General features: G+C 64.2%; 15 protein-coding genes and 2 pseudogenes (1 of these 17 cut by a window edge). 3 read left to right on the top strand and 14 right to left on the bottom strand.

Translation table 11 applies throughout. The annotated features are described in order from the left end of the window. A protein-coding gene (gene hslO / locus G552_RS0110240; protein ID WP_027882951.1) for an Hsp33 family molecular chaperone HslO crosses the window boundary here: on the top strand, window positions 1–443 show its 3' portion. 484 nt of this gene lie to the left of the window's left edge; the window shows 443 of its 927 coding nt (coding positions 485–927); its start codon lies off the left edge, out of view; the stop codon is at window positions 441–443. An 11-nt stretch (window positions 444–454) separates the two neighbouring features. Here the strand turns inward: hslO and G552_RS0110235 are convergent, their stop codons facing one another. The 13 genes from G552_RS0110235 to G552_RS0110175 all read right to left on the bottom strand — a co-directional run bounded on the left by G552_RS0110235 (window position 455) and on the right by G552_RS0110175 (window position 14,535). Continuing rightward, the gene (locus tag G552_RS0110235; RefSeq protein ID WP_027882950.1) at window positions 455–1,261 is read right to left on the bottom strand and encodes a PIG-L deacetylase family protein; all 807 of its coding nucleotides are present in this window, start codon (window positions 1,259–1,261) and stop codon (window positions 455–457) included. 9 nt (window positions 1,262–1,270) lie between these two features. After that, window positions 1,271–2,314 carry a galactokinase gene (gene galK, locus G552_RS0110230; RefSeq protein ID WP_027882949.1) on the bottom strand — a complete coding sequence of 348 codons (1,044 nt, stop codon included), beginning with the start codon at window positions 2,312–2,314 and terminating at the stop codon, window positions 1,271–1,273. A gap of 5 nt (window positions 2,315–2,319) precedes the next feature. After that, window positions 2,320–3,324, bottom strand: coding sequence for a M24 family metallopeptidase (locus G552_RS0110225; protein ID WP_027882948.1), 1,005 nt, complete (start codon window positions 3,322–3,324; stop codon window positions 2,320–2,322). After that, entirely contained in the window at window positions 3,321–4,376 is a 1,056-nt protein-coding gene (galT, locus tag G552_RS0110220; RefSeq protein ID WP_027882947.1) for a galactose-1-phosphate uridylyltransferase, read from the bottom strand. Before galT ends, G552_RS0110225 begins: the two co-directional genes overlap by 4 nt. A 23-nt stretch (window positions 4,377–4,399) precedes the next feature. Continuing rightward, window positions 4,400–5,848 carry a glycoside hydrolase family 36 protein gene (locus G552_RS0110215; protein ID WP_027882946.1) on the bottom strand — a complete coding sequence of 483 codons (1,449 nt, stop codon included), beginning with the start codon at window positions 5,846–5,848 and terminating at the stop codon, window positions 4,400–4,402. Window positions 5,849–5,851: 3 nt separating this feature from the next. Next, window positions 5,852–7,792: a beta-galactosidase gene (locus tag G552_RS0110210; protein WP_027882945.1), complete on the bottom strand. Its 1,941-nt coding sequence runs from the start codon at window positions 7,790–7,792 to the stop codon at window positions 5,852–5,854. A gap of 21 nt (window positions 7,793–7,813) precedes the next feature. Continuing rightward, window positions 7,814–8,824: a carbohydrate ABC transporter permease gene (locus G552_RS0110205; protein WP_027882944.1), complete on the bottom strand. Its 1,011-nt coding sequence runs from the start codon at window positions 8,822–8,824 to the stop codon at window positions 7,814–7,816. Further along, window positions 8,821–9,660, bottom strand: coding sequence for a carbohydrate ABC transporter permease (locus G552_RS0110200; protein ID WP_027882943.1), 840 nt, complete (start codon window positions 9,658–9,660; stop codon window positions 8,821–8,823). Before G552_RS0110200 ends, G552_RS0110205 begins: the two co-directional genes overlap by 4 nt. A 108-nt stretch (window positions 9,661–9,768) precedes the next feature. Further along, window positions 9,769–11,061, bottom strand: a complete 1,293-nt coding sequence (locus G552_RS0110195; RefSeq protein WP_027882942.1) for an ABC transporter substrate-binding protein — start codon at window positions 11,059–11,061, stop codon at window positions 9,769–9,771. Window positions 11,062–11,220: 159 nt separating this feature from the next. After that, window positions 11,221–12,003: a DeoR/GlpR family DNA-binding transcription regulator gene (locus tag G552_RS0110190; RefSeq protein ID WP_027882941.1), complete on the bottom strand. Its 783-nt coding sequence runs from the start codon at window positions 12,001–12,003 to the stop codon at window positions 11,221–11,223. A 44-nt stretch (window positions 12,004–12,047) separates the two neighbouring features. Beyond that, the gene (locus tag G552_RS0110185; RefSeq protein WP_027882940.1) at window positions 12,048–13,409 is read right to left on the bottom strand and encodes a sensor histidine kinase; all 1,362 of its coding nucleotides are present in this window, start codon (window positions 13,407–13,409) and stop codon (window positions 12,048–12,050) included. A 95-nt stretch (window positions 13,410–13,504) separates the two neighbouring features. Next, entirely contained in the window at window positions 13,505–14,179 is a 675-nt protein-coding gene (locus G552_RS0110180; RefSeq protein WP_027882939.1) for a response regulator transcription factor, read from the bottom strand. Next, the gene (locus tag G552_RS0110175) at window positions 14,176–14,535 is read right to left on the bottom strand and encodes a hypothetical protein (protein ID WP_027882938.1); all 360 of its coding nucleotides are present in this window, start codon (window positions 14,533–14,535) and stop codon (window positions 14,176–14,178) included. The genes G552_RS0110180 and G552_RS0110175 overlap by 4 nt, the downstream gene beginning before the upstream one ends. A gap of 236 nt (window positions 14,536–14,771) precedes the next feature. On the opposite strand from G552_RS0110175, the gene G552_RS0110170 reads away from it, so the two are divergent. Continuing rightward, entirely contained in the window at window positions 14,772–15,977 is a 1,206-nt protein-coding gene (locus G552_RS0110170) for an extracellular solute-binding protein (protein ID WP_027882937.1), read from the top strand. Between the two features lie 4 nt (window positions 15,978–15,981). On the opposite strand, the pseudogene G552_RS15230 reads toward G552_RS0110170, so the two are convergent. After that, window positions 15,982–17,166: pseudogene (locus G552_RS15230) on the bottom strand (cation-translocating P-type ATPase); the annotation flags it as partial. A gap of 166 nt (window positions 17,167–17,332) precedes the next feature. Between G552_RS15230 and G552_RS16780 the strand changes: the two are divergent. Beyond that, window positions 17,333–17,500 (top strand): annotated as a pseudogene (locus tag G552_RS16780) (IS1634 family transposase); the annotation flags it as partial.

The following is a 17,500-nucleotide window of genomic DNA, read 5'->3' as shown; positions in this document are numbered from 1 at the left end:
TGCGGATCGATGCTCGGGGCGCGGTGCATATGGCGGGGGGGGTGGCTATTCAAGTGCTGCCCGGCTGCCCTGAGGTAGTTATCGAGCGCCTCGAGCAAAACCTACAGGGCCGTCCTGCCATTACCGAGTTGCTGCTCGAGCGCGGGCTGGAGGGCACGGTAGAGACCCTGATGGCCGGTCTGGGCTACGACCCCACCGACCTGCGCGCAGTAGGTTTCCGCGAGGGCTATATCCCCCTACGGTTTAGCTGCCGTTGTAGCCGGGAGCGGGCTTTGAATGCGTTGGTGTACTTTTCTCCCGAGGAGCGTGAAGAGATGATTGCTCAGGACGGGGGCGCCGAGGTGTGCTGCCACTGGTGTGGTGAAAAATACCAGCTTACCCCGGAGGAAATCCGCTCTTTGCCTATAGGTGAGGCCTGGGCAAGAGAGGTGCCCAAAGCTTGAGGGGTCTCTTGCTACAACCCATCAAAAAGGTCCCGCAGGGGCCAGCGGGGAAGGGGGCCGCGGGTTCCGCCTAGAGCGAAAGCCTCGAGGCCCAGCATCGCAAATGGGCCTTGTGAGGCAGTGCTCAAGGCCTGGAGGTGCGGGGCGAACTGGGAGCGGTGGGCGGCGATGGCCGCCCGTTTTCGCTCCAGATAGGCTTGTACATTCATCCAGACCGCCACAGTATTTTCCGCCACGCCAAAGACCTGGGCCTCGAGGCCGCCTAGGATGCTATCGGCCTGTCCGCTTCGCTGCAGGGTTTGAACCTGTGTGGTGGTGAAAACGCTGTAAAAAAGGCGCAGCGGGGGGTTGGGCAGGTGGCCCGAGGAAAAGAAGGCGGCGGTAGCGGCATGGTGCACCACCAGGTGGTCGGGATGGCCATAGCCGCCGTGAGGGTCGAAGGTGAGGATGACCTGGGGCTCGAGCTGAGCAATCAGGGCACGAATCTTGGCTTCCACTTCCCACAAATCAGCGTTGTGGAGGGCCAGGGGATCGTCTTGGCGCAGCCGCTCGTGGCGGCCTGAGTCGTGGTAGCCCAGGAAGAAAGGAGGGTGGATACCCAAAGCGACACAGGCTGCCTCGAGTTCACGGGTGCGCCAGGCACCTAGGTCTTCGACGGGTAGACTGGGGTCCTTGAGCTGTCCGGCCTCGCCTCGGGTGGCGCAGGCGAGGTAGACCGGGTGGCCCTGGGCAGCGTAGTGGGCTAAGGTGCCCCCAGTGGGGAAGGCTTCGTCGTCGGGGTGGGCAAAGATGGCCAGCAGGGGAGGGCGGGGCAGCATAGACAGAGCTTACAGAAAACGGGCCTGAGGATAGTCTTGTAGCACGCCCTCTTTAAATCGCTGGAACGCTCCCTCCGGCACTAAGGCCACCGTGGCCCCACCAAAGCCAGCCCCGGTCAGGCGGGCGCCCACCGCCCCGTGGCGTAGCTCGGCCTCTACCAGCTGGTCAAGCTCAGGAGTGGAGACCTGGTAGTCGTCGCGCAGCGAGCGGTGGGAGGCCACCATAAGCTGACCGAAGCGGGCTACCTGGCCAGCCTCGAGGGCCTCCACCCCCTCCAATACCCGTTGGTTTTCCCTCAGGACGTGCCGGGCCCGCCGGTTGAGGGGCTCGGGCAGGGCTTCGATACGGGGGGCATCGGCAGGAGAAAGGGCGCGCAAGGAGGGAACCCCCAGCAGGGCACAGGCCGCCTCACATTCGCTGCGGCGGGTATTGTAGCCCGACTCGGCCAGGCGCCGAGGTACCCCGGAGTCCACCACCACCACCCGGTAGCCTTCCGGTAGGGGCACCAGCCGGCTTTCGAGGCTCTGGGTATCCAGAAAAAGGGCGTACCCCAGCCGGCCCAGCGAGGAAGCCATCTGATCCATGATGCCGCAGCGCACTCCCACGTAGGCCACCTCGGCTTCCTGAGCCAGCCGGGCAATGGTCTGGTCGTCGAGGGGGAGCTGATACAAGGCTCGCAAGGCCCGCAGGGTAGCTACCTCGAGGGCCGCCGAGCTGGAAAGCCCCCCACCCATGGGTACCTGGCTACGTACATAGGCCCGCAGGCCCGGCACCCTATACCCATGCTGGTGCAGTACCCAGATACAGCCCGCGATATAGTCCAACCAGTCGCCTTGGCGGGGCTGGCCCAAGGCCCGGCGCTTGTGTTCCCGGAAGTTTTCCGCGTAGACCTCGAGGCTCTCTGTGGGGGCGGCCTCGAGCTCGGTCTGGTAGGGCAGGGGGGTGGGCAGGACATACCCTTGGTTGTAGTCGGTATGCTCGCCCAGCAGGTTGACCCGGCCAGGGGCCGAGGCCACCACGCTGGGGGGAAAACCAAAGATGCGTTCGAACATAGGGCTTACTCCTCGTAGACCAAGGGCCGGAGGCGGCCCTCCAGGGCAAAGCTGGGCCAGTGGGGGTCGAAGGTCAGGTTTTCTAGTCCCTGGGGGGTAAGCAGGAAGGTGTCCTCGAGCTTGGCCCCTGGCAGGCTGGGGTTCCAGGCCAGGGCCATGCCCACCTCCAGCCGCTGGGGGCTATGGGGGCGGGCCAACACCTCGCGGGGCCGGTAGCCGGTTAGCCCCCCCTGGTGGTGCTCCTCGAAGGCGCCCGCCTGGCCGATGGCCTGGTAACCTGCCCGGATGGCCTCGAGCACCTCACCCAGACTGGCTCCCGCTCGGGAAGCGGCCAAGGCCGCGGCCTCTACCTGGGCCACCTGCTGGTTGAGTAGCTGGGCCATAGGGTGCCCAAAGCTGCGCAACCGGCTCACACTGGCCACCAGCCCGTGCCGCCGGCCACAGACCACCCCCAGACACAGCCGCCCCAGGGGGGCTGGCTGGGGCAAGGGGTGGCGGTAGCGGAAAACCCGGGCCTCGCCCGCCACCAACAAAACCAGCGGCTGGATGCCCCTGCTGTGGAGTTCCTCGGCGATGGCCCCGGCCAATTGCCGTTCGCTCCACTCGGGTCGGGCGGCCCGCAGGGCTTGGCCCAAGGCCGTAGCCGTTTCTTGGCCCAGGGCTCGGTAGCGGGTGGCTTCCTCTGGTGAGAGGATCAGGCGCAAGGGGGTAAGGTCGTGCTCGAGGTCGCTGGGCCCCTGGGGGGTAGGGGGCTGGAACCAGGGGTAGCGCACCAGCTCGAGGCCAGGGGCTTCTTCTTCCAGCAACCGCTCAGCCTCAATCTGCGAGGCGTGCAGCCGCACGGCCTGGGGGGTTACTTCCAGCCAGGCTGCGGCGGGGCGGAAGGCCACCACGGTGTTGTCGCCCCCGCCGGTCAGCCAGGCGAAGTTCTCTGGCTGCTGGAGGAAGAAATGCTTTAGGCCCTGGGCATACATCCAGGTGCGCAGGCGGTGGAGGGCGGTGGGGTTCATGGGGTTTTTCCTTCCACCGCAACGGCCCGCAGGGCCTGCGCGGTCTCCTCGGGCAGGGCGTCCATGGCGAAGGTGCCGGCGGCCAGCTCGGTGCCCGCCAGGTACTTAAGCTTGTCAGCAGCACGTAAGGCCGGATAGAACTCCAGGTGAAAGTGGAAGAAGGCCTCGGCCCCCTTGGGCGCGGCATGCAAAGCCATCACATAGGGCATGGGTCGCTGGAAGAGGCGGTCGAGCTTCTCCACCAAAACGCCCAGCATGTAGGCTAGGCTTTTCCGCTCGGCAGGGGTGTAGGCCCACAGGCCTGGGCGGAAGGTTTTGGGGAAGACCAAAAGCTCGTAGGGATAGCGGGCAAAGGGGGGAATGCAGGCCAAGGTGTGTTCGTCCTCGAGGACGGTGTAGGGCTTCAGGTGAGGCAGCAGCTCCAGCAAGACAGGGCTTTTCTGAAAAGCCTCCAACTCTTTTTGCAGAATGGGGGGTACCCAGGGGTAAGCGTAAATCTGCCCGTGGGGGTGGTGCAGGGTCACCCCCATCTGTTCGCCGCGATTTTCAAAGGGCAGCACATACTGGATGTGCTCGCGGGCATAGAGGTCATGGTAGCGGTCGGCCCAGACCTCCAGCAAGAGTTCCCGCCGGGCCTGGCTAAGGGTGGCCAGGCTGCCGCTGTGCTCAGGGGTATAGACCACCACCTCGCACTCCCCCTGGGCGTCGCGGGTGGGGATGGGCAGGCCTGCGGGGGGGTCGCCGGCCTGGGGCGAAAGGGAGGGCCAGCGGTTCTGGAAGACGGCGATCTCGAAGTCCTGGAAGGGAATCTCGGTGGGGAAGCCACCGGGCTGGCTGGGGGCGAGCGGGTCGTACTCCCTGGGTGGGAGGAAGGTGCGCCCCTGCCGGCTGGCCGCAAAGACCACCCATTCTTGGCGCAGGGGGTGCCAGCGGGCATGGGAGTTGGCTTGGGCGGTATTCTCCCCCTCTTCCAAAGGGGGGAGGGTGTGGGGTTTTAGGCCGTAGAGGTAGAGCATACGACCGTCTTTCTTGCGATAGACCCGTTTATACATGCAAACCTCAACAACCAGTGGTTTCACAGCCAGAGGGAGAAATCCACCTGGCGTGAGCCGATCCTGAAGCGATAGGGGCCGAGGGGTTCGATGGGAGGGTCGGCCTCGAGCCAGGCCTTTAGCTGTTCCCGTTCCTCCCCATCGAGCCACTCCGGTGGGTCGGAGGTGGCTTTGAACCCGGCCACTAGGGCTAAATCCTGGAGCATGCCCCGCTGCTCGGGGGAAAGCAGGTTGTAGCGGGTACGGAAGTAGGCTACATCGGGGTCGGTGTGCACCAGGGGCCGGAGCCACAGCCGGTGCAGGCTGGTGCGCAGGGCGTTGTAGGCCGCAGGGCCGGTGGGGTCGTGTAGGAAGAGCCGGCGGTCTTCGTTGTCCCAGTAGGGGGCCACGTCCGGCCCGATGCGCAGTCCGTCTACCAGGCCCAACGAAGCCAGGATGGGGGCACCGCAGGCCAGAAGATAAACCTCTTCGCCGGCGGCCTCGCGGATCAGGCGCAGGGCCTCGCGGTAGGCCTCCTCGCGGGCTGCCCCGCTGTGCCGCTGGCCGGGCAGGGCGGTGGCGTAGAGGAAATCCAGCTTCAAATAGCGGAAGCCCCAGCCCCGCACGGTTCGGATAAGGGATTGCAGCCAGTTCTGTACGGCCGGTAGGGTGACATCCAGGGCATAAAAGCCCCCCCAGTTGATGCCTGCAGAGACTAAATTGCCCTCTTCATCGCGCAAAAACCAGTCGGGATGTTCCTGAAAGAGCCTCGAGCTGGGCCGGGCGATGAACGGGGCCAGCCACAACCCGGGGGTTAGGCCCTGGCTTTGGGCCCGCAGGGCTAAGGTTTGCAGGCCCGAGGGAAACCTGTGGTTGGGTTCCCAGTCGCCGATATTTTGTTGCCAGCCATCGTCGATTTGGAAGACCTCAAAAGGCAGGCCTTGCAAGCCAGCGATGGTGTGGAGCAGACGGGCCTCGGAGATCTCGTTGTAGTAGCCATACCAGCTACACCAGACCCGGGGCGCAGGCCGGGCTGGTCGAACTCCCAGGGTATTGGCCAAAAGCTCGGCGTAGCGGCCCAACACTGCCTGGGGGGGCCCATAGGCCAAAAACCAGGAGATCTCGTGAGGGCTACTTCCCCTGAGGCTTTGCCGGTCGGCCTCCACCCGGGCCCCTGGGCGCAAAGCGCCCAGGAAGAGCATCCGCCCATCATAGCCTTCCAGCCCGCCCAGTCCACTACCCCCGTGTACCGGGGCTAGGGCGTAGGCTGGGTCGTCGCACTGGGGTCGGCGCTCAGGGGGCAGGATAGGTTTGGGGCTCTCCTTGAGGCTTACCCAGGCGGCCTCGCTCCAGCTTTGCCAGCCGTGCTTGAAGTAGAAACTGCGCCCAAAAGGGTGGCCGATTTGCACGCTTTGGCCGCTAAGCAGATAGCCGCCCAGGGTTTCCTCGAGCCTTTTGGCCTGAATGTTGAACGCGTAGCCTTCTATCCGCACGGTTTACTCCTGCACCCAGATGCTGAGAGTATAGGGGGCCACCACGGGGCCTCCCAGCAGGTAACGAGCCCCGGAAGGCGCAGGGGCGGGCTGGGGAGTGGAGCCGTAGTTGAAGGCGAAGGTCCAAGGGCCCCGCCGACGCAGGCGCAGGCCCTCGGGCAACCGTTGGACGGGCAGTCCCAGGGTAGCGGCCAGGTAGCCCAGGTAGGCTTGCAGGAAGTCTAGGCTGGGCCAGAAGGCCAGGTAGTGCAGGTGCCGCTGCTGAAAGAGGGCTCCTTTGCCGTCGGGGAAGTAGCCTTTAGGGGCTAGTCCGGTTTCCACCCATTCCCGCCAGAGAGCGCAGGGGTAACGCTGGCCATTCCAGGCCACCTCGAGCTCTACCCCAGGCCGCAGCGACTCCACCCGTACCACCTTGAGGGGTAGCAAGGCTTGGAGCGCCCCGGGGGGCAGTTCGGGGGGGATGCCCAGGGCCTCGGTTTTGGAACCGGTGCGAGGCCCCAGCACCACCGCTGCGGGCGTGGTGTCCAGGGCTTCCAGCATGGGCCGACGCAGAATAGGGCTGCTGGGCACCACCACCAGGCGGTAGCCCTCGAGGCTCCCCCCCGGCCGCACGAAGTCCACGTCCAAGCCCAAGCGGCGCAGGGCCTGGTAGAATAGCCAAACCAGGTCGCGATAGCGGAATTCCTCTCCCTGGGGCTGAATCTGGTAGACCCAGTCGGCCTCGTAATCGAAGACTAGGGCCACCGGGGCGGGCTGGGTGGGGGGGAGGGCCAAAGCAGCCAGCTCCTGGGCCACCTGTTCAGCCTCGAAAAAGGCTACATCGGGTTGGAAGTCGGGTCGGTTGAGCCCGGCGTGAAACTGCTCTTGGGCCTGGGGGAACTGCCGCCAGCGGAAGTAGGAGACCACCTCGGCCCCGTGGGCCAGGGCCTCCCAGGTCCAAAGCCGCACCATGCCTGGGGCTGGGGAGGGGTTGTGGTGGGCCCAGTTGACCGGCCCTGGCTGCTGCTCCATCACCCACCAGCGCGGCTTAACCCCCCGGTAGAGGTCGTGGTGGAAGGCGGCCATGTCGGGGTGGCCGCTGTGAGCGTAGCGGATTTTGTCCGAGCTCGAGACCGGCAGCACATCCATATCGGTGAAGCCCAGAGGGTAGCTGTCCCAACCTGCAATATCGAGGTCCTCGGCCAGCTTGAAGTGGTCGAAGTCGGGGGTGTACCCCATGAAGTTGTGCACGATGAAGCGCCCGGGCGAGTGAGCCCGCAGAATCTCCACCTGCATCCGGTTAAAGGCCACCACCTGGTCGGAGCTGAAGCGGTAGAAGTCTAGCCAGTGGGAGGGGTTGGCCTCGGTAACGCTTTGGTTGGGCAGGTCTATCTCCTCAAAGGAGCGGTATTCCATGCTCCAGAAGACGTTGCCCCAGGCTTGGTTCAGGGCCTCGATGGTGCCATAGCGGGCCGAAAGCCAGGTGCGGAAAGCCCGTAGGTCTTCTGGGCCGTAGCTGCGGGTGGTGTCGTGGCAGCCGTATTCGTTATCGGTCTGCCAGCCCGCCACGTAGGGGTTTTGCCCATAGCGTTGGGCCAGCAGGGTTACGATCCGGCGGGCCTCGCGCTGGTAAACCCGGCTGCTGAAGCTGTAGTGGCGGCGGGAGCCGAAGCCGCGCACCCGGCCCTCTTTGTCCACAGCCAGCACCTCGGGGTGCTGGTCAACCAACCACTTGGGGGGGGTGGCGGTGGGGGTGCCCAGCACCACCTTTAGCCCGGCGCGGCCTAAAGTCTCGATGGCCTGGTCGAGCCATCCCCAATCCAAGCGCCCCGGATCGGGCTCTAGGCGGCTCCAGGCAAACTCACCGATGCGCACGTAGCTTAGCCCCAGCGCACGCATGCGCTCGGCATCCTCGGCCCAGCGTTCAGGGGGCCAGTGTTCGGGGTAGTAGCAGACGCCTAGCATGAGCGTAGTTCACCTCGAGGGCTACTCCTTAACCCCGCCGGTGGTGATGCCGGCGATGAAGTAGCGTTGCAAGAAGAGAAACAGAACCAAGAAGGGTAGCGTGGTCATCACTGCGCCGACCATAATCCCACCCCAGGAGACCCGGGTGAGCCCAATGAGTGAGCCCAGGGCCACCGGGGCGGTCTGCATGTTGCGGTCGGAGAGCACTAGCAAGGGCCAGAGGTAGTCGTTCCAGGAGGTTAGGAAGAGGATGATGGCCAGAGCGGCCATAGCCGGAAGCACCAGGGGCAAGGCCACGCGGAAGAAGATACGGAACTCGCCGGCTCCGTCGATGCGGGCGGCCTCGAGCAGGCTTTGCGGCAGGCTCAAAAAGTTCTGCCTCATGAAAAACACCCCCAGGCTGTTGGCCAGTGCGGGGAGAATGACCGCCCACCAGGTGTTGGTAAGGCGCACATCAAAGGTCATGGCCTCGCGCAAGGCCGGTACCCCTAAAAACAGGTAGGCCAGCCCAGCCAGAGCGTAGCCCAGCCATAGAACCCGCCCCAGTGCTGGTGAGAACCTAAGCCAGGCCAAAAGAAACGCTACCCCCCCAAACACCCCCATGCCGATGAGGATGGCCAGGAGGGTTTTGGCCTCGCGGGCTACCAGGATGAACTGCGGGATCACCACGGCGAAGTAGGGGATGGTGAGGGTGGCGATCACCAATGAGAACAAAAGGCCCTTGCCCCAAAAGTTGAAACGGGCAAAGGCATAGCCGGCCAGGCTGGTTAGGAAAAGCGAGAGCAGGGTGTAGATGCTGGCGATCACCACGCTGTTGAAGAGGGTGCGCAAGAAGTTGGTGTCGGCCTGGAGATTTTGCAGGTTGGCAATAAACTGGTTGCCCGGTAGGAGGGGGGTGGGGGTGCGGAAGATGGCCACCTCGGGATGGGTGGAAAAAACGAACATCAGCCACAGCGGGGCCAGCCACGACAGGGCCAAAGGGGTTAGGAACAGATGCAGCCACAGGCTGCGCCACCAGAGCCGCCGCTTCACGACTCCCTCCCAAAAAGCCGAAGCTGAATCAGCGAGAAAACCAGGGCCAAAAGGGTTATGGCGTAGGCGATGGTGGAGGCGTAGCCGAAGTTGATGTTCTGAAAACCCTGGCGGTAGAGGTAGACCCCCAAGGTGGTGGTGGCGGTGCCGGGGCCCCCGTTGGTGATGAGCCAGGGCTCGGTGAAAAGCTGCAAGGTGCCGATGATGGAAAGCACCAGACAGAATAGGAGCACCGGGCGCAGGCTGGGGACGGTAATTTTCCAAAACTGCTGCCAGGGGCTGGCCCCGTCGATCTCGGCGGCCTCGTAAAGCTCTTTGGGGATGCTCTGCAACCCGGCCAGGAGGATGATAGCGTTGTAGCCGGTCCAGCGCCAGGTTAGGGTGATGATGATGACCGCCATGGCTCCGGTGGGGTGAAAAAGCCAGTTGAACTCGAGGCCTAAGGCGTTGTTTACGGCTCCGTTTGGGTTAAAGAGCAGGCGGAAGACCGCCGAGTAGGCCACGGCTCCCACCACCACCGGGGCGAAGAAGGCGAAGCGGAAGAAGCCCCTAGCCCGTAGCAACTGCGAGTTAAGGGCCACGGCCAGCGCGGTAGCCAGGGCCAGCATCAGGGGTACTTGAACCACCAGGATCAGCACCGTATTGCGCAGCGCATCCCAGAAGGCGGCGTCGCGCAGCAGCCGGCTCCAGTTGAGGCTAGGGGCCCAGACCGGAGGGTAGACCCGGGTGTTTTGGAAGGAGAGCAGGAGCGAGTCGAGGATGGGCCAGGCCCAGAACAGGGCGAAAATCGCCAGGTAGGGCAGCAGAAAAAGATAAGGGGTCGCACTACGGTTCACGCGTCCTCCCAGGAAATATAGAGCTTTGCATCTGGCGGGGTGCTCCAAAAAAGGCTCTGGTGTTGTAAGAGTCGGGGGTGAGGCTGCCCTCACCCCCATGAACAAGCCTTAGCGTGCGATGGGTAGACCGGTGGCCTGCGCGATTTGCTGGGCTGCGGCGTCCAGGGCCGCCTTGGCGTTGGGGAAGCGCCCGGCTACGTAGTCGGCCTGGGTCTTGACCATGATGGCCCGGGCCTCCTGGAAGAACTGGGTGCCACGGGCAGCCGGCACGTTACCCAGGGTGCCCAGGATAACCTGCCAGATGCGCTGGTTGCCCCAGTAGGGCTGGGGTTGGGCCACGTAGGGGTCGCGGGTAGCGGCCAGCAGCGAGGGCACCAGACCGTACTCTTTGAGCATGGTCACCTGCCCCTCGGTGGTGGCCAGGGCGTAGCGCACAAAGGCCCAGGCTGCCTCTTTGTTGCGCGACGAGGCCGGAATGGCCAGGGCTGAGCCACCCAGGTTGGCGGCCCGCACCCCACCTTCCCTCGAGGCCGGCACGGGGTAAATCCCCCACTTACCGCTTTGCTCGGGAGCGTTGGAACGGATGGTGCCTTCGTACCAGGCCCCGAACATGCTGGTGGCGATCTGACCGGCCTTGAAGGCCTGGATTTGCTCGTTCCAGCCACCCTGCAGCACGATGCCAGCGTCAATCAGCTTCTTGACCGTCTCCAGCGCGGTTACACAGCCGGGCTGGTTGACGGTGATAGCCGTGCCCTGGTTGTTGAAGTAGAAGCAGCCGTTCTGGTTGGCCAGCATGCGGAACCACTCGTCGTCCTGGCCATTGGCAATCACCCCCATCTTGACCCGGTTGTTGGTGGCCTGGGCGATGCGGCGGCCTGCTGCGATGAAGTCGTCCCAGGTGCGGATGGTGGCAGGGTTAACCCCGGATTGGCTGTAGATGTCGCGCCGGTAGAACATCACCACCGGGCCGGAGTCCCAGGGGATGGCGTAGATGCGGTTGCCCACGGTAAGCTCGGTCCATTTGAAAGCCGGGAAGAGGTTGCGCAGGGTGGAGGCTGCCGGTTGCAGGGTGTTCAAGTCGGTGAAGCAGTTGGGGAAGCGAGCCCAGAACACCTCGGCCTCGTTGTTTTCCACCGAGTACACATCGGGTAGGTCGGCTCCGCCAGCGGCGCAGCCGGCCAGGCCGCGGTCGTAGGTGGCCTGGTTGCCGATGTCTAGTACCGTGACCTTGACGTTGGGGAAGAGCTTATTGAAGCCGGGGATGTTGGCCTCGAGGGCCTTGGCGGCGATGTTCCAGCTCCACACGGTGATCTCCCCGCGCAGGTTGGGGTTGCCCTGTAGCTGCTGGGCCGAGGCCAGGGTAAAGGCCAGGGCCGCACCTAAAACCGCTAGACGTTTCATGTATCCCTCCTTAGATGCTGGCCTTTTCTGGGGAAGCGTGCGGATAGACACATAACGAGACCGCCGGTAGCAGCCGGTTGGTTTCCCCATCGAAGGTTCGGGTGAAGTCTATAGGGGCTGGCCCGACTTGTCAATAGTTGTGAACACTTTCGTATGCTTTCATTTGCGGGCCGCCACGGTTACCTCGAGCCCCTGTTGACGCAGGCGCTCCAAGTCCTCGCTTTTGGCCTTGTGATCGGTAATCAAAAGGTCGGCCACCTCCAATGGCCCGATGCGGGCGGTGGCGACCTGCATAATCTTGCTGTGGTCGGCCAGCACGATGGTCTGGCGGGCAGCCTCAATCATAGCCCGCTTGATCTCGGCTTCTTGCAGGTTGGTGTTGGTGAAGCCCTTTTCTGGATGCACCCCGTTGCAGCCGATGAAGGCCTTGTCGGCGTTGATCTCCCGCAACAAAAGCGTGCCGTAGGGGTTCACCAGGGAGTGCTGCAAGGGCCTTAGGGTGCCGCCGGTGACGATGACCGTAAGGCCGGGGTGGGACTCCAGCAGCAGCGCAATGTTGAGGGCGCTGGTGATGACCACTACGTTTTTGAGCGAAGGGGGAAGGGCCCGGGCCAGCTCGGTGGTGGTGCTGCCCACATCCACGATGATGGTCTCGCCGTCGCGCACCAGGCTGGCGGCGTGTTGTCCGATGCGCTCTTTTTCCCGGGCATGGAGCTGGCGGGTTTCCTCCAGGGGTAGCTCGAAGCGCTTGGCCTCGGCGGGTACGGCTCCACCCCGGGTGCGCCGCAAGAGGCCCTGGCGCTCCAAGTACTCCAGGTCGGCGCGGATGGTGACGGCAGAAACCCCGAACTGCTCGGCCAGCCGTCCTACGTGGGCCTGGCCCTCGCGCCGCAGTACCTCCAGGATTTCCCGATGGCGGAAGGTGGCCTCGAGAGAGGGCATAGCGAAAGCATACGAAAGTTTGCGTAGCCAGGCAAATGGGCTACTTATTCCTCCTCCACTAGCAGAGGCAAAAACACCGTGAAGCGGGTCTCGCCGGGCCGGCTGGCCACGCGAATTTCGCCGCCGTGGGCCTCGGCGATTTGCTTGGCGATGGCCAAGCCCAGCCCGGTGCCCCCCTCGGGGCCACGGGCAAAGCGGGTGAATAGCCGGGGCAGCACCTCGGGGGCGATACCCGGCCCCCAGTCCACCACCGCAAAGGCGGCCCAGGGCTGTTTGGGCGGCTTCATCTCAGGGGTGGAGGTGGTGCGGGCCTCGTCGGCGGACTCGTAGGGATCGGGGGGGTTATCGGTGGGTTCTTTGACCATCCAGACCCGCACCTGCACTTTTTCGGGCGTTCCGGCGGCCCGCACCGCGTTGGCAATCAGGTTGCGGGCCAGTTGGAGCAAGCGGTCGGGGTCGCCCAGCACCTCGGGGAACTCGGCGGGCATCTTGAGTACCACCCCGGGATATTCGCCCACCGCCTGGCGCAGCAGGTCGCCCAGGTTGACGATGTGGGCGTTGACGCTGCGCTCAGCCTCGCCCCGGGCCAAGGCCAGCAGGTCTTGCACCATACGTGCGGTGTGGGCCGCGATTTTACGGGCACGCTCGAGCATCTCGCTATCGGTAGGGTTGCGGCTCAGGCGCTCCAGGTAGCCGTTGAGCGAGGTCAGGGGGGTGCGCAGCTCGTGGGAGACCTCGGCCAGGAAGGCCCGCTCGCGGGCCTGGGCCTCGCGCAGCTCACGCAGTAGGTCGTTGACCTTTTCCACCATCAGCCCCAGGTCGTCCTTGGGGCCGGTGTAGTGGATGGGCTCGAGGTTACGGGGGCCGCGCTTGTCCACCTCGGAAGCGGCCCGGTGCAGTGGGATAAGCGACAGGCGGGCGGCTAGCGCGATCAAGAGGGCCCCCACCGGCAGCAACAGGGCCATCCCCTGGATTAGGGCGTTGCGCACGGTGGCCGAGATGCCCTCGATGAAGCGGGTGTCCTGGCTGACCGCCACCACCGCTCCGGGGATTTGCTGGTAGGCCGCCATGAAGCCGGGAGCGTAGTAAGGCTTGGGGGTGCTGCTGGCGGCTTGGATGTAGTTTTTGGGTACTCGGTGTTTGAAATCAGGCGTGGGGGCCACCAAAAGCTGGCCCTCGTTGCTGTAGAAGCTCACCAGCACCGGACTAAAGCGGGGCAGGCTGATCTCCCCAGCCTGTCCGGAAGCGTAGAGCTGGGCCACCTCGCCCACATAGCGCAGCAGGGTGCGCTCGACCTGGGCGTAGAGGCCGATGTTGACGCTATATAGCGCCACAGCCAGAGTAAGGGCCAGGATGAGCACCCATAGAACCGCATAGGCGGCGATTAGGCGGGTGCGGAAGGACATACACACCCCAGGGGCTTAGGCCCAGCGCTTGCGCTATGCTGGATTTTTCCTGAGCCCAGCTTTGCTTTCATACCTTTAGGGCCCAAAAGCGGCACCTATTCCGCCTCGCGCTGGCGCAGCGCGTAGCCCACCCCGCGCACGGTGCGCAAATAGCCGTAGGCCCCGGCCTCGCGCAGCTTGGCACGCAGGTTGGCGATGTGCACGTCTACTACGTTGGAATCGCGCTCGAGCTGCCGTCCCCACAGGTGTTCTTCGATCTCCTGGCGGCTGAAGACCTTGCCTGGTCGGCTGGCCAGAAGGGACAAAAGCTCGAACTCCTTGGGGGAAAGCCGCAGCTCCTGCCCATCGAAGAGCACCTGGCGCCGGGCCAGGTGCACCTCCAGCCCACCTACACTGACCTGGTCACCCCCCTCGCGGTGGCGTAGCTGTACCTGGATGCGGGCTAGAAGCTCGGCAGGGTGGAAGGGTTTGACCATATAGTCGTCGGCCCCATCCGAGAGCAGACTGACCTTGCGCTCGACCGCGTCGGCGGCGGTGAGGACGATGATAGGCACCTCGTAGCTAGCCCGGATGCGGCGGGCCACCTCGCCGCCGTCTAGGTCGGGTAGGCCCAGGTCCAGGATGACCAGGTCGGGCGTGGCCTCGCGCAGCCGTACCAGCCCAGCCATCCCACCCGAGGCCCAGTCCACGCTGTAGCCCGCCTCCTTGAGCTCGAGCTGCAAGAGGTGGGCGATTTCTGGGTCGTCTTCAATTAGCAAAATACGTTTCATCGAACCTCCGGCAAGACGCGCCCGTTGGGTAGGTTCAAACGATAGGTGCTCGTTAGAAGTTCATTCAGGCTAACCCGCTCCCCTTGGACGAGTAGGGCCACATCCCCCCGGGGGGTGGTGATCCCATTGTACGGGGGGCGGTAGTGGCCCTCTACCCGAAACAGCACCCGCACCTCCCGGTTGGCCGGGGCCGGCAGCTTGCTTTGCAGCACCAGGTTGCGCCCTTCGACCTGCCAAACCACGTACACCGTGAGCAGATCGGCGGAGACCACCCGAATCTCGCTCCCGTGCGGAATGTAGGGTAGGTTGGGCAGGGGGGCCAGCGCCAGGGCCAGGGCCAAGAGCAGAGCATGCATCGTCACACCACTATGCAGGCTTGGGCAACGGTGCGTGTGGGATTGGGATAAAGGGCCGCTTAACCTGCTGGGTTGGGGGGCTTAGGGGAGGCTCCATAAGGCGGGCGTGGGTAATATGCTAGAGCATCGGGCAACCCCTAGAGTTTAGCATTTCTTTAGCTGGGGGGTAATGCGGGGTTACGCGGGGGATTACGCCGGTTCAGCGTGGCTTCAGAAAGCTGCCTTAAGCTAGGGCGATGAAGAGTTGGCTTAAGGGGTGCTTTCTGATGGCGTTGTTGGGAACGGCTTTTGCCCAGCGCCCTACCGAGGTGTTGTTTTGGCATACCCTGGATTCCCCTGCGCGGGAGGCGTTGGAAAAAATCGTGGCTGATTTCAACGCCCAAAGGCGGGAGTATCGGATTAACCCGCAGTACGTGGGTGACCTGCGCGAGGGGGCTCTCAAGCTCACCGCCGCTTTGCGCGCAGGCACGGCCCCTCCGCTGTACTATGGTGAGCTTTCGTTTGTCAGCCGGGCCGTACAGGAGAACCTGGCGCTGCCGTTGGACGAGTATTTGGGCAACCTACCGGGGGACTTTTACCATGGTCTGCTCGAGACCGGGCGCTTTCGAGGCCGCACCTACGCCCTGCCGGTAGAACTGCACCTGCCGGTGCTTTTTTTCAATGCCGACCAGATGGCGGCCCGCCGCCTGAACCCACCCCAGACCTGGGATGACCTAGCCAAGGTAGCCCAGGCCCTGACCACCCGTGCGGCCAAAGGCTTCACTGTGATCAGCGATGTCTACTCCTTCAACGCCGTGGTGATGAGCCGGGGTGGGCAGCTTTTGCGGGAGGGGCGTCCCAACTTTACCGATGCCCGGGTGGTGCAAAGCCTCGAGTATCTGCAAAACCTGGTGCGCTCGGGGCACGCCCAGAGCCGCAACATTGCCGAGGCCCAGTTTGCCCTGGTGGACTTTGTGCGCACCAAGACCTTTATGGGTATTGCCCCCATTACGGTCTGGCCGGTGCTGGAAAAGCGCACCCCCATCCCCTTCCGCCTGGGGGTAGCCCCCGTACCCCGCACGCCCGATGGCAGGCTGCCCCTGGCTGGGGGTACGCTTTTGGTGTTGCGCGGCGCCAGCGAGGCCCAGGCCAAAGCAGCGGTGGCGCTTTGGCGGCATTGGATGGAGCCGGCCAGCCTGGCCGAGTGGGTGCGGGCTACCTATGCCCTTCCCTTGCGCCGTGCCGCCCAGCCCCTATTGGAGGATTTCTATCGCGAGGACCCCCGCCGCCGGGTGGCTTTCGCTGGCCTCGAGCAGGCAGCCCCTTGGGTGCAAGACCCCGAGGTGACCCTTTGGTATAGCTTTCTGGAGGAGGCCCTCGAGCGCGCCCTCAAGGGCAATGCCAACCCGCGCCAGGTTTTGGAGGAGGCCCAGCGCAAGGCTTTGGCGGTGGAGCGCCGTTGAAAGCCTAGCTGCGCCAGAATAAGCGGTTGCTCAGCTCGGCTAGCCCCCAGGCCAGCAGGGCTGTGCCCAGTAGAACGCCCCACAGCAGCATGGGCAGCGGGACGAGGTTGAGCCCGGCTATGCTGGCAGGCCATAGCCCCACCAATACCTGGATGGCGATGCCCAGGAGTACAGCCCCGTGCAGCCAGGGATTGGGTAGGGGGAAAAGGTGAGTATGGCGGGCGGGGTAGGCAAAGAAAAGCTGGCCAATAGCCATGAAGTGGAAGACCACGCTGCGGGTGGCCTCGAGGCTGTAGCCAAAGCGGGGCAGCAAACCCAAAAGCCCCAGGGCGCACAGGGCCTTGATGCTGCCGCTGATCAGCACAAAGCGCAGCGAAAGCCTATCGAGCAAAGGGGCTTTGGAAGGCCGGGGCGGGTGCTGCATGACACTAGGATTCCTGTCCAGGGTGAGCGAGATGGCCGGCAGGCCGTCGGTAATCAGGTTTATCCACAGAATCTGCACTGCGGTAAGGGGCAAGAGTAGCCCACCGGCAGCGTCGCGCAGATTCAGGAGGGCCGCCGCCATGGCTCCGATGGCTATGACCAGCACCTCGGAGAGGTTGGTGGAGAAGAGGAAGCGGATGAATTTCTGGATGTTCTCGTAGATGTTGCGCCCTTCCTCTACAGCGGCCACGATGGTGGCGAAATTATCGTCCAGCAGAACCAGGTCGGCCACTTCTCGGCTTACATCCGAGCCGCGTTGCCCCATGGCCACCCCCACATCGGCCCGTTTGAGCGCGGGGGCATCGTTGACCCCGTCGCCGGTCATGGCCACCCCCTCGCCCCTTCTTTGCAGTAGCTCCACCAGTTTGAGCTTATGCTCGGGAGAGACCCGGGCAAATACGTTTACCTCCCGCACGGCCTGGGCCAGGGCCTCCGGGGTGTACTCGTCTAAATCGCTGCCGGTGAGCACCCGCTCGCCAGGAATGCCGATTTGGTGTGCGATGGAAAGGGCGGTAGCAGGGTGGTCGCCGGTGACCATTAGCACCCGGATGCCGGCTGCCCGGGCTGTGCGGATGGCCTCCGGCACCTCGGGCCGGGGAGGGTCCCAGAACAGCACGAGCCCCAGAAAATGCAGCTCTTCTTCCCGCTCCCCTTGGCCCCAGGCCACCCCCAGTACCCGGTAGCCCTCGGCAGCATAGGCTAGGCTCGGGTTTGACAGTTGACGGCCCTTCTCGGTGCCACGCCGCCCCAGGAACCCGCATGAATCAAGGGGTTTCCATGGGGCGGCGGTTCTTTGGGGTCAAAAGTGTAGTGCCACGTTTTTCAGATAAGATCTTGAAGGCGAATAGTTTTGATGCTACGTTAGTTGTGCCATGTTCATCCGCCAGAAGGCCTTCAAGAACAAAGACGGCTCCACCCGCACCTACCTCCAGCTCGTCGAGAGCGTGCGCCAGGGCGGCCGCGTCCGCCAGCGGGTGGTCGCTACCCTGGGCCGGCTGGAGGATCTCCAGGACGGCCGGCTCGATGCCCTCATCGAGAAT

Source organism: Meiothermus rufus DSM 22234 (genome assembly GCF_000423425.1).
GTDB lineage: Bacteria > Deinococcota > Deinococci > Deinococcales > Thermaceae > Meiothermus > Meiothermus rufus.
This window is presented reverse-complemented; position numbering and strand designations above follow the sequence as displayed.

What these genes read in the sequence shown, in the direction of transcription:
- G552_RS0110235 (WP_027882950.1), bottom strand. Translation starts at nt 1,261, where the DNA reads ATGCTGCCCCGCCCTCCCCTGCTGGCCATCTTTGCCCACCCCGACGAC.
- galK (WP_027882949.1), bottom strand. Translation starts at nt 2,314, where the DNA reads ATGTTCGAACGCATCTTTGGTTTTCCCCCCAGCGTGGTGGCCTCGGCC.
- G552_RS0110225 (WP_027882948.1), bottom strand. Translation starts at nt 3,324, where the DNA reads ATGAACCCCACCGCCCTCCACCGCCTGCGCACCTGGATGTATGCCCAG.
- galT (WP_027882947.1), bottom strand. Translation starts at nt 4,376, where the DNA reads ATGTATAAACGGGTCTATCGCAAGAAAGACGGTCGTATGCTCTACCTC.
- G552_RS0110210 (WP_027882945.1), bottom strand. Translation starts at nt 7,792, where the DNA reads ATGCTAGGCGTCTGCTACTACCCCGAACACTGGCCCCCTGAACGCTGG.
- G552_RS0110195 (WP_027882942.1), bottom strand. Translation starts at nt 11,061, where the DNA reads ATGAAACGTCTAGCGGTTTTAGGTGCGGCCCTGGCCTTTACCCTGGCC.
- G552_RS0110190 (WP_027882941.1), bottom strand. Translation starts at nt 12,003, where the DNA reads ATGCCCTCTCTCGAGGCCACCTTCCGCCATCGGGAAATCCTGGAGGTA.
- G552_RS0110185 (WP_027882940.1), bottom strand. Translation starts at nt 13,409, where the DNA reads ATGTCCTTCCGCACCCGCCTAATCGCCGCCTATGCGGTTCTATGGGTG.
- G552_RS0110180 (WP_027882939.1), bottom strand. Translation starts at nt 14,179, where the DNA reads ATGAAACGTATTTTGCTAATTGAAGACGACCCAGAAATCGCCCACCTC.
- G552_RS0110175 (WP_027882938.1), bottom strand. Translation starts at nt 14,535, where the DNA reads ATGCATGCTCTGCTCTTGGCCCTGGCCCTGGCGCTGGCCCCCCTGCCC.
- G552_RS0110170 (WP_027882937.1), top strand. Translation starts at nt 14,772, where the DNA reads ATGAAGAGTTGGCTTAAGGGGTGCTTTCTGATGGCGTTGTTGGGAACG.